The sequence below is a fragment of the Flavicella sp. IMCC45537 genome (assembly GCF_057197705.1).
This window is the reverse complement of record NZ_CM170067.1, coordinates 2,013,321-2,030,182: the sequence shown is the minus strand read 5'-3', so window position 1 is coordinate 2,030,182 and position 16,862 is coordinate 2,013,321. Positions and strand designations below refer to the sequence as shown.

Below are 16,862 nucleotides of genomic sequence, written 5' to 3'. Positions count from 1 at the left end.
GAGTGAATTAAGAAGATCCTAGTGTTAAAATTCATATTTCGAATCAGATGATTATTGTAACCAACAACCTTTTAATAACTCAAAAAACCAGTGAAATCTATGAGTAAAACATGTTTTAGACTTGTAATGTATTTACCTCCTTGTGCGAAAGGTTGAGATGCTAAAAAAAATCTATAAATAAGTAAACTAATACCAATACTTAACAAAATGAAAATGAAACAAAAATTTAATATTAGAGGGAAATTGAGGCATTCGATTTTCTTCATTCTTTTGACTCTGAGTTTTACAATGTCAGCTCAAGGACAAGGAGAAAAGGTTCAAGGGGTTGTTACCGGAGCAGAGGATGGAAGTCCGATTCCAGGGGTTTCAGTTACCTTAGAACGTAATGGAAAAACCATTGGTGTGACAACTGATTTCGATGGTGAATATTCTATTGAAGCTCAACAAGGAGAGGTTTTGAAGTTTAGCTATATGGGAATGGTTGACCAAGAAGTTACAGTTAATGGGAATACGGTAAATACTGCCATGACAGCTGATGTGGATGAGTTAGAAGAGGTGATCGTTATTGGATATGGTGCCGTAAAGAAAAAGGAAGTTACCGGGGCTGTCGTAAGGGTGAAAGCGGAACAATTAGAAGAAATTAATACACCTGATTTAGGAATTGCTTTACAAGGTCAAGCAGCGGGTGTAAACGTTATTTCATCTGCAGATCCAGGAGGTCAATCGGAGATCTTGATTCGAGGTATTACTACAATCGGTGATAATACACCATTATATGTGGTAGACGGAATTGCTCAAGAAGGAGATCCTGGGATCAATCCTAGTGATATTGAAACAATCGATATCTTAAAGGATGCCTCATCAACTGCAATTTATGGGTCTCGTGGTGCTGCCGGAGTAATATTGATTACAACAAAGCAAGGTAAGCCAGGGTCTTTACGTGTTAGGTTGAATGCAAGTTATGCGGTTAATGTGTTGAATCCTTCTCAGCAATTGATGAACTCTGTAGATCAAACTTATTTCGATATTGTTTCTAGGAGAAATTCTGAAGGAGCTTTTGATGATGATGCAAATGGTTTTCTTAGAGTACTCAGATCTCCATACAATTTGCAGAATGAAACTGATTTGAGTAAAACAATTTTTAGAGATAATACACCTACGCAAAATTACAATGCTAATATTTCTGGTGGTACAGATGATATTACATATAATGTAATGTTAGGATTGTTTAAGCAAGAAGGGTTGTTGATCAATTCTGGTTTCGAGCGTTTTAATACAAGAGTAAATACATCGTACAAGAAAAATAAAATTAGTATTAATTCGAGTGTAGGTTTATCATACGAAGATAGAGATATACCTCAAGGTTGGTTGATTCAACAATCAATTCGATACAGTCCAACCCAAGATCCTGTTGAGCCAGGAGCAACAGATCCTGCATTGAATTTTGGAGGTTCGGATGCAAACAGACAAAGTTGGTTGGTAGAAACTATCAACACAACCAGAAAACAAAAAGGAGTGAGAACAAATGCTTCTGTTGCGTTGAATTATCAAATCACGGATGATTTATCAGTGCGAGGTACTGCGGCGGCAACATCTCATAATATTTATGAGAGTCAATTCAGACCATACAGACTGGTGGTGAATTTAGAGAATGGGAATGTAAGTAATCCTTCAAATAGTTTTGTAAGAAATGACGCTTCAAGAAGAACGTCTTTGTATTTAGAAGGGCTGTTGACTTATAAAAAGGAATTTATAAAAGACCATAATGTAACATTTACATATGGTACTACCTATGAGAAATATATTTATGAAGGATTTTTTGCCCGTAGAGCAGGAGCAACAGATCCAGATATTGAAGTTTTGAATTCAGCAGTTTTGGCTATGGATGTGGGGAATCTTAATAATTATACAAATATTCTATTCGGGACTTTGGGTCGTATGCAATATGATTATAAAGGAAAGTATGTTTTCAGTTCTAGTTTCCGTTATGATGGAACTTCTAAATTTGAGTCAGGTAATAAATGGGCGATTTTCCCTTCTATGGCATTTGCATGGAATGTATCTGATGAAAACTTTTGGAACTCATTTAAAAATGTTGCGAATAGCTTTAAAGTTAGAGTTTCTAGCGGAACAGTGGGGAATCAAAGTGTACAAGCATATATTGGTCAAGGTGTAATTCAGCAAAATGTTGATGGTGCTTTTGCAGAGAGTAATGCTAGTGGGATTTCTGAGCAACTAGGTAGAGGTGCGGGACAAATAGCATATCCGAATGAAGATGTAAAATGGGAGACGACAAGACAATCGAATATTGGTTTTGATTTGGGAATGTTTAAAAACAAGTTTACTGTTACTGGAGAATATTATTATTCTGATAAAGAAGACATGTTATTCCCTGTTTTTATTCCTCCTTCAAATGGTGGTGGTGCGAATGCTCGTGTTATTTATAACGTTGGTAACATGACGAATCAAGGATTTGAATTGGCGATGGGCTTAAGAGGAAAAACTGGTAAAGTTAATTGGAGAATGAATGGAACATTTGCAACAAACAAAAATGAAATTACTAAAATAGATGGTCAAAGCGATTTCTTATTTACTGATGATTTTGGGTTAGTTCAAGGGGCTACCAATCAATCTCGTGTAACAGCGCACGCTGTAGGTCACGAAGCAGGTTCATTCTTCTTGTTAACTACGGATGGAATAGCTGATACAGAAGAGAAATTAGCTGAGTTTCAAAAGTTATTACCATCTGCTAGAATGGGAGATGTAATATTTAAAGATAACAATGGAGATGGTGTAATTTCAGATTTAGATAGAGTTTATAGTGGAAGTGGATTACCTAAATACGAAATAGGTTATACTTTCAACGCAAACTGGAAAAGTTTTGATTTCTCTATGAACTGGTATGCCGCTTTAGGTCAGAAAATCATGAATGGAAGTAGAGCTACAGCTGTAGGTTACGGAAGACATAGAGATAACATATACCAATGGTCTGAGGCTAATCCAGTAACACCAATTTATGCTTGGAGAGGTGATACAACTAGACATCTTAATAGTGTTGGTTATAGTGATTTATGGTTAGAAGATGGATCGTATTTGAGATTAAGAGCTATTTCACTTGGATATAGCTTGACTAAGAAAACAATTGAAAAACTAGGAGTTAATAGAGTGAGATTTTATGTAAGAGCACAAAACCCATTTACTTTTACTAATTATTCTGGGTACAATCCAGAAGTTGGAGGAGGGGTTTCTGCAAGAGGGTTAGATAAAGGTGTTACTCCAGTATCAGCTCAGTATTTACTTGGATTAAACTTTAACTTTTAAAACTTTGTTATATTATGAAAAATAGAATTATAAAAAGCATTATTTTCATCGTAGCAATGAGTTTTATGAGCTCTTGTAGTGATGATTTTATTACAGAGACAAATCCAACAGCAAGTTCAAATATAACTTATTGGAAAGATTTAGGAGCTACAGAAAAAGGATTGTATGCGGCATATCATACGCTACATCATCCGGCAACATTATCGATTATTCCTGAAACCTTACGTTCTGATTTGGGTTGGCCAGGTTTTGGTAGACCTGTTCCACAGGCTATTAGTCCTTTTTACAATCAAACATTTACTAACAGTACTAGAGAAATAATTGATAAATGGGAGGTAACTTACCAAGGGATTTTTAGAACAAATCAAGTAATTGAAGCTTTAAACAATTTGGATGAAAGTTTTCTTCAACAAGAAGAATGGACTTCTCAAATGGCACAGGCAAGATTTTTAAGAGGTATGTATCATTACTTTTTATACTCTACCTACAATAACGGAAGCATTATTATTAAAGATGCAGTGCCAAAAAATACTGATGAACTATATAAAGGCTTGTCAGAGGCAGCAGAGGTGTTATCGTTTATACGTGAGGATTTGGAGTATGCATATGCAAATTTATATGCTAAAGGAGAATATCCTGGGTCTTATAATTTAGGTAAGGCTACTTCTGGAGCTGCGGCAACACTATTAGGAAATACTTATTTACAAGAAAAGGATTATACGAAAGCTATGGTGTATTATTCTGATGTTATCAATAATCATGACTACCAATTAGAAGAAGATATTGATTTATTATTTACAACAGCTGGTGAGCATAATTCAGGATCCATTTTAGAGATAACATATAACAATACGCTTAAACCAGAGGCAAATCTATGGAACGGTGAAGCTGTATCGAATATTTTAGCTTTGTTTACAGGTGGAGTTCAAGGGCCATATGGTCCAGCTTGGTTGACTTATGAGTATGCGAACGAAACAATCGATATCAGAAGTGACAGAAACAAATACGAAGATGAAACTGGAACTACACTGTTTAGAAATGTTTCTCTTAGAGCTTCTGCGATGATGGCTGTTGTTCAAGATGAGCAAACATTGTATTATTTAGATGGTACCGTTACTCAAAATATGAGAATCAGTAAAAACGGTTGGGGGTTTGCTTGGTTTAAAAAACATACAAATCATGATATAGTAGCGGATGAAAATGACCTTCCTTATGGTACAAATCAATCTGGGAAAAATGTAGTTGTACATAGATTAGCTGAGGTTATTATCAACCAAGCTGAATGTTTAGCTGAGACAGGAGATATTCCTGGAGCACTTGAAATGATAAATCGTTTAAGAAAAAGATGGGCATTGGAATTGTTAGGTCCTTCTAACGGTGATACTGAACATTTTTATGATGAACTAACGTATGACAGAGATTCTTTTATGGAGCATTTGATGTATAAAGAAAAACCTTTGGAGTTGTCTATGGAAGGACATGCAATTCGATTCCTGGATTTAAAGAGGTGGGGGGTAGTCGAAGAAAACTTCGCGAAATTAGCTGCTCAATCATTCTATTTACGTCATTATAGTTATACCCCTCCTGGGTCTAACCAATCCACTTGGAGATGGGATTCTGAGGTAGCTACTTCGCCACCATCAAATCCGGCACATACATTTTCTAGAATTGATTACGAATATGATATTCCAAGTCAAAATTATAACGAAGAGTTACATGGAACCTATCCAATTCCATTAACTGAAATTAATTCAAATCCAAATATCTCAAATTAAAAAGCACTAATTATGAAAAAAATAGGAATATTAAGTTTTCTTGTTGGGTTACTTTTAGTGACTAGTTGTCAAGAAGAATATTTAGATTATAAAGCACCGGATGATTTGTCCGATGTATCTTGGATCATTGGATTTAGTGATAGCCAAAATCCATACAATATTGCAATTGATACTCATATGTCTTTAGTTGATGTATCGCAAGGTACAATTGAACATGAATGGATTATTGATGAAACTATGCATTATCTGAATGAGGGATTTACTAGGACCGACTCTTTGCCTTTGTTTATCAAAGAAGGAGTAGGAACTAATTCAATAGATAAAAAGGCGCATGTGCTTTTTACAGAAAAGGGAGAGCACGGGATTCGTTTATTAAATAAATTTAAGGATTCAGTTACTTTTAATTCGAGTGAATTGCCATTAGGAGCAACGAAAGTTGGAGATTTTTGGGTAATCGATACTACATTTACCTTTGATGTTTATGGCCATATTTTACCTGCGTTTTCGGTTTATAAAAGAGATGATTCAGGGAATGAGGAGTTAATATTGGAAGTAACTGAAGAAGATTTGATTTTGGAAAAAGATCAAAGTACATGGCCAGTAGAATCAATAGAATCAGGCGAAACTTTGATTTTTAAAGATAATACTGTTGAGGGCAGACCAACTTCAAGGAGTTGGACAATTAATAGAGGGATACCAGGTAATTCTAATCAAGCTGATATCGAAACTATTTTCTATAACTTAGGACAAGAGCCTGCAGGTAGTATTAGAGTAATCAGAAGTGGAGAAGGTATACCAGCTGGTAATCAAGAGAAGTTGATACCTTTGATGGTGAATGTATTACCATCTTCTGCACCATTCGTATATGATGGTGTAATGGTTGAAAATGAGGACGAGACAATCAGATTCAGAGTAAATGGTCCGTTGAAGACTGTTGAAAATGAAGAAGCAAACTTTGTTGTAAATGTTCAAAATGGGGTTTTCAATCAAAACATAACTGTTACACAGGCTAAAATTAGTGATGATAATAATGTTTTTGTTGAATTAACATTACAAGATCCTATTTATAACTCTGATATGATTACAGTTGAATATAAAGGTGGTAATATAAAGTCTTTAGATGAAAGAACTTTAGCAGCCTTTGATCCTGTGAGTGTAGTTACATACAGACCAAATGTTTTATCATCTTTCTGGGCTGGTTTTGAGACTAGACAAGGTGGTCAATCAAATGGATGGATGGGACCTGCAAGAACTTTCTGGATAGGAGGAGGAGTGAATAACGGCCCTGGTGGAGATCCAATGTTCTCACAAAGTGGAGAACAGGCATTTGCAGGTGATAATTCTATGAAGTTTTCAATAGCAGAATTCACAGGAGGTACACCTAATAATTATCAATGCTTCACCTTTGGTTTGGGTATGCATGATAAACTTGATGGGGGAAGATATGTTATGTCTTTTAGAGTATTTGTGCCTGAATCGACTAATATAACAACATTTGAAACAAGGGATATTGCTGGCTTGGCTCAAACGTGGGATATATCTGGTGTTGAAAAAGGAAAATGGGTAAGGATTGAAAAATTGGTTGAGAATGTTCCATCTATACAGGATAGAACAAGAATGACTATTTTTATTGATAGAGGTGCTAACGCAGGAGCTACTGGTAGGCAAACGATGTATTTTGATGAATTTAATTTACAACCAATAGAAGAAAGACCATAATAATTTGGCTTGGTAGAAAGTGTTTTCTGCCAAGCCAATAATAAAACATTTATAAAGATGAAAAATATATTTAAATTTTTAGGGCTTGCAATTTTACTGTTTGTGACTAGCTGTGATAAAAGTGCAGAGTGGAAGCAACCGAACATTGCATTGGTACCAGTGTATTCTGTAAATGCAGTTGATAATTCAAGTTTCTTCGAACGCATTAATGTGTATAAAAAAGGAGATCTGATTATCGAACATATTTCAAGTTCAAAAGTAGAAAAATACGAAGCAACAGATTATTCTGATACTTCTACTGATACAGATTATCTTATATCGGTAACTAAAAAAATAGAAGATTCCGAAGGGATGGTGTCTGAGAGTTTGTATGTAATTGCAGCTACAAAATCTACAGGTGTAGGTTCTCTTACAATAGATGGTGGGACTCCAATTTCAGTTGTAATAGCTGAAGAAGAAGTGTATAATTAATTGAAATGATTTGATTGAAAAGGGTGTTGTTTGCAAACAACACCCTTTTTTTGTTTAATAAACTCTCATTGATTCGAGTTGTTAAAGGATGGATTTATAAATAAAAACAGCTAGGTTTTATCCTTAAAATTGGTAATATCGGTTCTTATTGGGGTAAATTTTGATAAAAGAGAAGGATCTTCTTTCTTTAATTTTACCACAATATCGGCATATGTGTCAAGATTGTAATATATTAAATAACAAATTGACTCTTTGGGAAAGAGTTGTTTGAAAAAAATAAAGGGTATGATAATAGAAAAAATAGAAACTTTTGTTTTAAAAGATAAGCTTTCACAAAGTTTTTTCTTTTCGCAATGGGAATATTCAGAACGATGCATTTGTGTTGTAAAAGTAACTACCTCAGATGGTCAGCATGGTTGGGGAGAAGGATACGGTCCTGCAAATATTTTGGAGTCTGGTATTAAGTTTCTAGAGTCTACGGTAATAGGGGAGAATCCTTTGGAGAATGAAGTTATTTGGAATAAAATGTACCGTAAAACGCTTGATTTTGCAAGAAGGGGTGTGTTAATGGCTTCCATAAGTGCTTTAGATATTGCCATTTGGGATTTGAAAGGGAAGATTTTGAATTTACCAGTTTCTACGTTATTAGGAGGGGCACACAGAGAGAAAATTCAACCTTACGCAACAGGGTTTTATTATATGGACCATGAAAATCCTTCTAGAGATTTTGAGAAAGAAGCCAAATTATATTTATCTCAGGGCTTTAAGGCTTTCAAAATGAAAGTTGGTTTAGGGATAGAGAAAGATGTAGAATGTGTAAAGTTATTGCGTGAATTGATAGGTCCGGAATCTAAACTGATGGTTGATTCAAATCATGCTTATACCTTAAGAGAGGCAGCGGAATTGTCCAGAAAAATCGAGAAATATGATATTGGATGGTTTGAAGAACCAATTTCTCCTGAGTTTTATGAGCAATATAATGAGTTAAAAACTAAGACTACAATTCCTATTGCCGGTGGTGAGTGTGAGTATACTAGATTTGGTTTCAATCAATTGATTAAGAATAAATCGGTAGATATTATTCAACCTGATATTTGTGCAAGTGGAGGACTAACAGAGGCCAAAAGAATTGGAGCATTGGCAAGTGCTAATGGAATTGATATTATACCTCATACATGGGGAACGGCTATTGGTATTCATGTTGCATTGCATTTTATTTCTAATATTGAATCGATACCCGGTAGAATGTATCAACCTAATTTTTTAATGGAGTATGATCAAACTGAAAATGGTTTGAGAGAGAATCTTACGTTTCCATCGATAGAGATGAAAGAGGGTATGATTGAGGTACCGAAAAGACCAGGTTTAGGAATTGATGTGGATGAAGAGGTTCTAGAAAGGTACACATACAAGAAAAATGGAGTAATACTGAGTAGTATTTTATAAAAGTTAAAATGATGAAAACAGAAAAATTCGGATATAAAAAATTGTATATCGACGGTCAATTAGTCGATGCGGCAAGTGGAGAGAAGGATAATGTAATTTGTCCTGCTACGGGTGAGGTTATTGCTGAGGTTGCAAAAGCTGGTAAAGAGGATGCGGAAAAGGCTTTGTTGTCTGCAAAAAAAGGATTTAATTTTTGGAAGAAACTTTCTTTGAAAGAGAGAACTCAGTGGATGTTGAAATTAAGAGATGCTATTTTAGAAAGAGAGCATGAATTAAGAACAGCAATGGTTCATGAAATGGGTAAAACCTATGCTGGCTCTCAGGAAGATATTGATAGACTGACGGAGGCATTAGAATGGTATCCTAATGCTATGCAAAACTTAAGAGAAGAACAAATACCTGATCATGACAATACGCACATTCATAAAATGATTTCTCAGCCTGCTGGTGTTGCTGTTGCTTATTTAGCATGGAATTTTCCATTGTTAAATGTTGGGTATAAAATTGGACCTGCATTGGCATCGGGTTGTTCTTTGATTATTAAGCCTTCAGGCTTATCGCCTCTTTCATCTTATATAATTGGTGAAATTTTACACAGTATTGATTTTCCAGCGGGTGTAGTAAATATTTTAGCAGGACCAAGTAGCGAAGTTGCTACAACGATGACTACAAGTAAAATTCCTGCTGTACTGACTATGATTGGTTCTACGCAAACAGGTCAGAAAGTAATTGCTGATAGTACAACGTCTATTAAGAAATTAGGAATGGAATTAGGAGGGAACGCTCCATTTATCGTTTTTGAAGATGCAGATTTTGAAACTGCATTGAATCTTGCTGTTGGATTGAAATTTGGAAATTCAGGTCAGATTTGTGTAGCTGCTAACCGAATTTTTGTTCATAAAAATATCTATGATAAATTTATCAAAGCATACGCAAAACGTGCATCTGAAGTGAAAGTAGGATTTGGAATCAAAGAGAATGAAGATGTGTTTATGGGACCTTTAGCGGCTCCTGGAGCAAGAGAAAAAATGTTTGATTTGATTGAGGATGCAGTGAATAAGGGTGCCAAATTGGAGTTTGGAGGAGGTATTCCAAAAGGACTTCCTGAAGGAGGAAATTGGATAGAGCCAACAGTTTTATCTGGTGTTAATATGGATATGAAATTGTTTAATGAAGAAACATTTGGTCCTGTAGCTGGGGTGATGCCTTTTGAGACAGATGATGAAGTTTTAGAATTAGCAAATGATACAGAGTTTGGTTTAGCGTCTTATATTTTTACAAATAATCATAAGAGAATTGAAAGGTTTTCAGAAGAGTTAGAGTTTGGAGAGGTACAAGTAAATGGTGTTAAATATGCTATCTATTTACCACATGGAGGATTTAAAAATAGCGGAATAGGACATGATTGTTCGCATTTGGCACTAGAAGATTATCTAGTTAAAAAACGTGTTACTACTGCATTATAATTATGAAAGAAAATATATTACAAAAGAAATTAGGTGCTGGAGAAACAGTTTTCGGTCCATTTTGTAAAATGCAAGACCCTGCAATCGTTGAAATTGCTGCTTTGAGTGATTTTGACTTTGTAATCATTGATATGGAACATGGACCTTATGGAATAGAGTCCACACAAAATATGATTCGTGCGGCGGAAGCTAGAGGGATTACCCCTGTGGTACGTGTTACTGAGAATTCGGAAACATTAATCTTACGAACTTTAGATATAGGAGCCAAATGCATTCAAGTACCTCAAATATGTACTAAAGAGGATGCCGATAAATTGGTAAAAGCAACTAAGTTTTATCCAAAAGGAGAAAGAGGAATGTGCCGCTATGTCAGAGCTGCCGAATATACAAATATCAATGGTGCTGATCATTTTGGAAAAGCAAATGATTCCATTACGACAATCATTCATATTGAAGGGATGGAAGGAATTGAAAATTTGACTGAAATTGTTCAAGTAGATGGGATTGATGTTATCTTTTTAGGACCTTATGATTTATCACAGTCTTGTGGTGTACCTGGGCAAGTAGATCATCCAAGTGTTGTGAATGCAATGAAAGAAGCTGTTGAAACAGCGAAAAAATTCGGAAAGGCAGTGGGTACATTTACAGAGTCTCCAGAAAAAGCAAAAATGTGGAGCGATATAGGGGTACAATATATATCTTATGCTGTGGATGTAGGATTGGTGATGAATGCTTTTAAGGGTATTACAAGTCAACTTAAATAATAAACATAACTAAATAAACTTAAACAATAATTATGGAATCATCTATGTTTTTACCTTTTTTACTGGTAATAGTAGCAAGTGTATTTCAAGGTTCTTTTGGACTTGGAATGAAATTTATGAACCCTTTGAAATGGGAAGCTTGGTGGCTTGTTCACTCAGTAGTAGCAATGATTTTGATTCCTACTGCATGGGCTTATTTTGTCACACCAGATTTGTTTAGTGTATTGACAGCTGCTCCATCAAATGTGATTATGACAGCAATGGCATTTGGTGCATTATGGGGAGTTGGTGGAATTTTATTTGGAAAAAGTGTTCCTTATATTGGGATTTCTTTAACTTATGGAATTGTTATGGGAGTTTGTTCTGCTGCAGGTGGATTGATTCCTTTGTTCTCTATGGATAATCCGAGTGCAATGCCAGAATTTCCGTTTATCATTGGAGGTGTAATTATTATGCTTGTGGGTGTTGGGATTACCGCGTATGCAGGTGTATTAAAAGATAAATTACAAGGTGATACTGGAGAAAAAATAAATTTAAAAGTTGGATTAATTATCGCTGTATTGAGTGGTTTCTTATCTGCCTACCTAGCTGTTGGATTTTCTGAAGGGAAGGCAATTGGTGAATTAGCTCGAAATGCTGGGGCTATCGCAAGAAACAGTAGTTTGGCCATATGGGTTGTAGTATTATGGGGTGGTTTTGCGATCAATGCTCTATATGCTCTTTTTTTATTGTTTAAAAATAACACATGGGATTCCTTTGGAACACAAGACTCAGGTAAGGCATATGGATGGGCTATTGGTGCAGCATTTTTATGGTTTGGAGCTTTAGGTATTTACGGACAAGGTGCTACTCTAATGGGAAAATTAGGTGATGTGATTGCTTGGCCAATAATGTTAGGATTGTCGTTGATAGTTGGTAATGTGTGGTCTTATTTAAACAAAGAATGGGAAGGAGCTAAAAAGCCATTTAATATTATGTTGTTAGGAGTTCTCGTAATAATCATTGCAGTTGTTGTAATGGGGTATTAATAGTCTTTTTATAATAGTATAAAAGCTGAAGTAATTACTTCAGCTTTTTTTTTGCTGTTAATTGGGTTAAGAAATGTAAATTTTGGAATAAATTAATCTATTTCTATTACTAACTTGCTTATAATTTTGTGAGAGTAATTATAAATTTTCATGATGAAATCTAATAGAAATATAAAAAAGTTAGTACATTTTTTTGTTGCTGTTTGCAGTATGGTGTTGTTCTATACACAAACATGTTATGCATCAAACCCTCCGCAAAGGCCTAATATTGTTTTTATTCTTGCAGATGATTTGGGTTATGCAGACGTTGGTTTTAATGGTGCAATAGATGTAGCTACTCCTAACCTAGATAAACTTGTTTCCAATGGGATGATGTTCACTTCTGCGTACGTAGCACATTCTTTTTGCGGACCTAGTAGAGCGGGGTTGTTAACAGGGAGGTATCCACATGGTATTGGGTCGCAATTCAACTTGAAACAAGATTCAAAAAAAGGGATTGATACTAATGAAGTGTTTTTTAGCAAATTGCTTCAAAGTGCTAATTACCATACAGGCTTAATTGGAAAGTGGCATTTGGGTGAGGAAAATAAGTACCATCCAAATGAAAGAGGGTTTGATTATTTTTATGGTTTTTTAGGAGGAGGTCATAATTATTTTACATCAAAATATTTGGATGCTTATGCTAATGGTAATAAATGGGACTATAACCGTCCATTGAGAGAGAATAAGAAGCTTGCGGATGAACCACGAGATGTTTATCTGACGGATTGGTTCTCTAAAAAAGGAGTTGAATTTATTAAAGACTCAGAGGAGAATGATGATGAACCATTTTTGCTATTTATGTCTTATAATGCGCCACATAGTATTTTAGAAGCAAAGGAAGAAGATAAAAAAATATTGGAGTCAGAGCCGTATTCTTTTACATATAAAAATGATAGGAGACATATTTACGCAGCCATGGTATATGCTTTGGATAGAGGCGTAGGTGAGTTAGTAGAGGCTTTGAAAAAAAATGGAGAATATGAGAATACGTTAATCGTGTTTTTGAGCGATAATGGAGGTAGAACCGATAAAGTAGGGATGGCTACAAACACACCTTTGAGAGGAGGGAAAGGGGATACTTTCGAAGGCGGATTTCGAGTTCCTATGTTTATGCATTGGCCAAACAAAATTCCGGCTGGTAAAATATATAATTATCCTGTTTCAGCTCTTGATTTTTATCCGATGTTTGCTGGTTTAGCGGGAACCAAAATCCCGAAAAACAAAGTGATTGATGGAATTGATATTTTAGATTATATTGTTGAAAATAAAAATGCAAGAAAAGGGAAATCCATTTTTGCAATGAGACATACAGCAACTAATAATAGAGTTGGAGTTAGAAAAGACCAATGGAAATTATATAGTTCAGGAAATGGCAAATGGAATTTGTACAATATTTCAAAAGATATAAGTGAAACAAAAAATTTAAGTAGCTCTCATAAAAAAGTTGTGGATGAGATGGTGAAAGAAGCTTATGAATGGTCAAAGACTCATATTCAGCCAGAGTTTTTTGATAATGGAAAATTAGAAAAAGCATGGAAGGCCAATTCGATGCCTAATTTTGTTAAAACATTTCCTGGTTTGGCAAATGTTTCGGATGTATGGGAAGATGAAGCAACTTCTGGTTATGTTTTTGAGGACCCAAAAAAGGAAAATGACTTCTTGGCTGGTTTTAATTCAGTTGTTGATTCTGAAGTGTCCGTAAACATATTTAATTCTGCAGGTAACTTAATTTTTGCCGAAGAAAATTTGGTTAGTCATGGAGACCACGAATTTAGATTTAGTTTACATTCTAAATTAAATCAAGGAAATTATTTGGTGCATTTGAAATCGGGTCAAAGTGAATTTACCAAAAGAATAGTGATTGAATAAGAAGAAAAACGATATATAAGTTGAATCAAGATATGGATGTAAGGGATGCTTTACGTCCATGTTTTTTATGAATACAAAGGTATACTGTTGGGTTTGCATCAATATTTACTCTCCACAACATTTCGTATACCAACAGAAACAAAAAAATAATTAGAATGTCTGTATTTCGTATCAGGCATTATTAAAATGTAATTAAGATGAAAAAAAGTTTATTGATTTTAGGGTTGCTAATGGGAAGTTTTGTGATGAAAGCACAAGATAAACCCAATATCGTTTTGTTGTTTGTGGATGACTATGGTTGGAATGATATAGGCTATAGAAATGATTCTTTTGAAACACCAAATTTAGATCAATTAAAAACGGAAGGATTGGATTTTGAAAGAGCTTATATTCCAACTCCAACATGCAGTCCAAGTAGGTTGTCTTTACTTACGGGAAAAGAGGCTGTTCGTTTACAAATGGTAAGGCATATACATTTAGATCCTAAAAATCCAAATGCAAAATATGGATTATGGCCTAGCGATCCGGTTCAAATGCCTTCTTTAAATTATTTGCCACTTGAAGAGATAACCTATGCTGAAAGATTAAAAGAATATGGATACTACAATATGTTTGTTGGAAAATGGCATCTAGGCCATGATGGGCGTTACCCAATTGATCAAGGTTTTGACAAAGAATTTGGGGTAACAGATCATGGACATCCTAAAAGTTATTATTTCCCATTTTTTAAAGGTGGAGACCCAAGAGATTTTATGGCAGCTTATAAAAAGGGGGATTATCTAACGGATGTTTTGACAGATGGAGCAGTTGATTTTATAAAGGGTTATGATAAAAAAGACCCATTTATGTTGTCTTTTTGGTATTATTCTGTACATGGACCATCAGTCGGTAGAAAAGACTTGTTGAAAAAATATAAGACACGAGGAATCACTGGTAAATACGCCGATCATCATGCCATGGTGGAAGCAATGGATGCTTCTGTTGGACGTGTAAGAAAAGCATTAGAAGAAAAAGGTATTGCGGATAATACAGTAATAATTGTTCTATCAGATCAAGGAGGTGCTTATTCAAATGCTCCATTAAGAGGAGGTAAAAAAGGAGGAGATACTTTAGCAGAAGGAGGAGCTAGAGTTCCATTTATGATTTATTATCCTGGTGTAACGCAACCCAATACGGTGTGCCATACTCCAGTACAATCTATCGATGTATATCCAACTTTAGTAGAGATAGCTTCTGGTAAAAAATGCAAAGACAAGCAAATAAACGGGGTTAGTTTGATGCCAATCCTTAAAGGAAAAGATATCAAAAATAGAAATCTATTTGGTTTTAGAAGTTATGAAGATCAATATGCTTCTATTACTAATGGAGATTATAAAATGATTAAATATCATTCAGGGAAATACCAATTGTACAATGTAGTTGAGGATAGATCTGAAGAGAAAGATTTGATAGGAAAAGGATTGAAAATAGAGTCTAAATTAAAAAAGGATTTAGCAAAATGGGAAAAGAAGGCTGTGCCTGCTTTTGGCCCAGAACAATTAAAAGAATAGTAAAATGAAACTAACAAAAGTAGTATTAGCAGTTGCAGTTTTAATGGGGGTGATTTCTTGCGGAAAACAAGAGCCTCAAAAAAATGCTTCAAAAAAGAAATTAAAGAAACCAAATATTATTTTTTTATTGGCTGATGATTTAGGATATGGAGAATTAGGTTCCTATGGTCAGAAAGTGATAAAAACCCCTTTTTTAGATAAAATAGCTTCAGAAGGAATTCGGTTTACTGATTTTTATGCTGGTACTTCTGTTTGTTCTCCATCAAGAGCGGTGTTAATGACCGGGATGCATACAGGGCATGTTCGAATACGAGGGAATAAGGGGCAATATCCTAATAAATACGATCGTGTTCCTTTAAAAAAGTCAGAAAAAACAATAGGTGAAATGTTGCAAAGTGCAGGTTATCAAACGGCAATGATTGGTAAGTGGCACCTTGGAGTACCGGAGGATACTAGTACATGGGCAAAAGGAAGAGGGTTTGATTATGCCGTACAAGAACAATGGGGAGTGTCTGATAAAGGGATAGAGATTGATGAACGAGTTCATTGGGTAAATAACAATCAAGATTCTATTTTTTATAACTATAACAATTATAAATGTTTGGATGAATTCAGAACTAATTTTGCCCTAGATTATTTGGATACAAAAGCTGATGACAAGCCGTTTTTCTTATATATGTCTTATAGAATTCCACATGCTCATGAATTTTTCTTGAGTAAAAATGATTTATACAACGAATATTTAGAGGAGTGGCCAGAAATAGAAAGAAGGCATGCTGCAAGAATTACGATGTTAGATGATCAGATTAAAAGGATGTTTGATAAATTAAAAGAAAGTGGAGAATTAGAAAATACGTTAATTTTGATTTCTAGTGATAACGGACCTACAAATGAAAACCATCATAGCTATAAGTTTTTTAATAGTTCAGGAAGTCTAAAAGGATATAAAAGAGATGTTTATGAAGGTGGTGTGAGAGTTCCTTTTATTGCTTACTGGCCTGGTAAAATAAAACCAGGAGTGAGCAATCATCCTTCAACTTTTTATGATATTATGCCAACTTTAGCTGAAATAGGGGAGGCAGAAATACCTAATAAAACTGATGGGATTTCTATTGCTCCGGAACTACTAGGAAGTGTGCAAAAAAAGCATGATTTTTTATATTGGGAAATACAAGAAGGAAGATCAGTAAAAGGGTTCAGACAAGCTACAAGATTTGGGAAATGGAAGGCTGTTAGATATGCTGATAATTACCATACAGAACTTTATAATTTGGAAGAAGATTTGTTTGAGAAGGAAGATGTTTCTTCTAAATATCCAAAATTAGTCGCTAAAGCAAACGGAATATTAAAAAGAGAAAGTGTAAAAGATGAGCACTATCCATTTTCTGGTGGAGTTTTTAAATAAGATAAA

Annotated in this window: 11 protein-coding genes; all 11 read left to right on the top strand. The window is 34.8% G+C overall.

Annotated elements, in window-relative coordinates; genetic code table 11:
• Positions 1–213: 213 nt before the first annotated feature.
• The 11 genes from AC2DGP_RS08370 (at position 214) to AC2DGP_RS08320 (ending at position 16,856) form a co-directional block, all read left to right on the top strand.
• A complete protein-coding gene (locus AC2DGP_RS08370) occupies positions 214–3,321 on the top strand; it encodes a SusC/RagA family TonB-linked outer membrane protein (protein ID WP_484489613.1) in 3,108 nt (1,035 codons plus the stop codon).
• Between the two features lie 14 nt (positions 3,322–3,335).
• On the top strand, positions 3,336–5,096 hold the full coding sequence (locus tag AC2DGP_RS08365) for a RagB/SusD family nutrient uptake outer membrane protein (protein WP_484489612.1): 1,761 nt from the start codon (positions 3,336–3,338) through the stop codon (positions 5,094–5,096).
• Positions 5,097–5,108: 12 nt separating this feature from the next.
• A complete protein-coding gene (locus AC2DGP_RS08360; protein WP_484489611.1) occupies positions 5,109–6,815 on the top strand; it encodes a SwmB domain-containing protein in 1,707 nt (568 codons plus the stop codon).
• Positions 6,816–6,872: 57 nt separating this feature from the next.
• Complete coding sequence (locus AC2DGP_RS08355; protein ID WP_484489610.1) at positions 6,873–7,286, top strand: hypothetical protein; 414 nt, start codon at positions 6,873–6,875, stop codon at positions 7,284–7,286.
• Positions 7,287–7,571: 285 nt separating this feature from the next.
• Positions 7,572–8,732, top strand: coding sequence for a mandelate racemase/muconate lactonizing enzyme family protein (locus AC2DGP_RS08350; protein ID WP_484489609.1), 1,161 nt, complete (start codon positions 7,572–7,574; stop codon positions 8,730–8,732).
• An 11-nt stretch (positions 8,733–8,743) separates the two neighbouring features.
• Entirely contained in the window at positions 8,744–10,198 is a 1,455-nt protein-coding gene (locus AC2DGP_RS08345) for an NAD-dependent succinate-semialdehyde dehydrogenase (protein ID WP_484489608.1), read from the top strand.
• A gap of 2 nt (positions 10,199–10,200) precedes the next feature.
• Positions 10,201–10,962 carry an HpcH/HpaI aldolase family protein gene (locus tag AC2DGP_RS08340; protein WP_484489607.1) on the top strand — a complete coding sequence of 254 codons (762 nt, stop codon included), beginning with the start codon at positions 10,201–10,203 and terminating at the stop codon, positions 10,960–10,962.
• A gap of 32 nt (positions 10,963–10,994) precedes the next feature.
• Entirely contained in the window at positions 10,995–11,990 is a 996-nt protein-coding gene (locus AC2DGP_RS08335; RefSeq protein ID WP_484489606.1) for an L-rhamnose/proton symporter RhaT, read from the top strand.
• 153 nt (positions 11,991–12,143) lie between these two features.
• A complete protein-coding gene (locus tag AC2DGP_RS08330; RefSeq protein ID WP_484489605.1) occupies positions 12,144–13,901 on the top strand; it encodes a sulfatase-like hydrolase/transferase in 1,758 nt (585 codons plus the stop codon).
• Between the two features lie 197 nt (positions 13,902–14,098).
• Positions 14,099–15,451 (top strand): sulfatase, encoded by a 1,353-nt coding sequence (locus tag AC2DGP_RS08325; protein WP_484489604.1) that lies wholly within the window; start codon positions 14,099–14,101, stop codon positions 15,449–15,451.
• A gap of 4 nt (positions 15,452–15,455) precedes the next feature.
• The gene (locus AC2DGP_RS08320) at positions 15,456–16,856 is read left to right on the top strand and encodes an arylsulfatase (protein WP_484489603.1); all 1,401 of its coding nucleotides are present in this window, start codon (positions 15,456–15,458) and stop codon (positions 16,854–16,856) included.
• Positions 16,857–16,862: the final 6 nt, after the last annotated feature.